The following is a 1119-nucleotide window of genomic DNA, read 5'->3' on the forward strand; positions in this document are numbered from 1 at the left end:
TCAAACACTTCCCGAAAAGTGCCACTGGCGAGATAGTTGAGAAGCTGAGATTTGTCCGGTGTGTAGCTAGAAAACCGAAAGCCTTTCCACCCTAAATTCACAGCTTTTCTTAACCCCAGCTAACGCCGCGTTAAGTGGTGAGCAACGCTACCACCCTGCCTAAACCATTGTGCCGTAAACACTAAATTCAAAGCAAACCGAAAACGCCAAGCGTTGGGAATCCGTCTTAAACGCTTTGTTATACAAATTTATTGTTGAAGTAACATTTGAACTAATTTTTGAGGATCTGTTTCATTGATTAAACCCTTTAGTTCAAGTACATGCTCCATAAGCTCAGAAATTTGAGATTCCCCTTTAACAAGTGGCATGGGCTCTCTCGGTGTATAAAACTGATATGTACAACGGAAAAACAACCGCAGACTATCCACAATTAACACAGGCGAGAGTGGATGAACCTCATAAAAAGAAGAGTAGCCACAATTAGCACCACGCTCTTTTTTACTGTGGTGAAATCCGATGTTACTTCGAATTTTAGAAATGGGGGTTTTAATTTTATCCCACTCTGCAACTGCAATACCTAACGCTTGCTTTGCTTCGTCTTCCAAAGGTTCTATGACTGAATTAGGTAACTCTTTCAGATTAACCGCCGATGGGTCAAATAGACTATAAATATACGAGTATAATGTAATCAGTAACGTATGGGTAACTTGCTGTCTGAGGTCATCATTGATACATGAGAATTCATCGCCAACATTAACTTCATTATTTAAAAAGCTTCGATAGGCGACCATAATTTCGATCGTTCTACCAAACCGATGATGAAGCATAGCTAAAGTTTCAGGTTCTTCCATTGTTACTCCATTTGTATAACGCCGCGTTAAGTGGTGAGCAACGCGACCACAATCCTAAACCATTGCGCCTTAAACACAAAACTCAACCTAGAATCGAAACTCCCAAGCGTTGGGAATCCGTCTTAAACGCCTAGTTAGCTACTGCACTTTAGCTAGCAAATTACGCCAAAATGCCTAATTTGAAACACATTATTGCTTTCAAACGGCAAAGTAAAACGGACAGCTGTGAAATTAAAACCTAATCCACGAAATGCGCTTGGCAAAGAAG

General features: G+C 40.6%; 1 protein-coding gene. It reads right to left on the bottom strand.

Annotation, left to right across the window (positions count from 1 at the left end):
* Window positions 1-248: 248 nt before the first annotated feature.
* Window positions 249-851 (bottom strand): hypothetical protein, encoded by a 603-nt coding sequence (locus EYW48_RS21180; protein WP_277433047.1) that lies wholly within the window; start codon window positions 849-851, stop codon window positions 249-251.
* Between the last annotated feature and the right edge of the window lie 268 nt (window positions 852-1119).

The organism is Vibrio sp. 1180_3, assembly GCF_029478545.1.
Taxonomy (GTDB): Bacteria; Pseudomonadota; Gammaproteobacteria; order Enterobacterales; family Vibrionaceae; genus Vibrio; species Vibrio aestuarianus.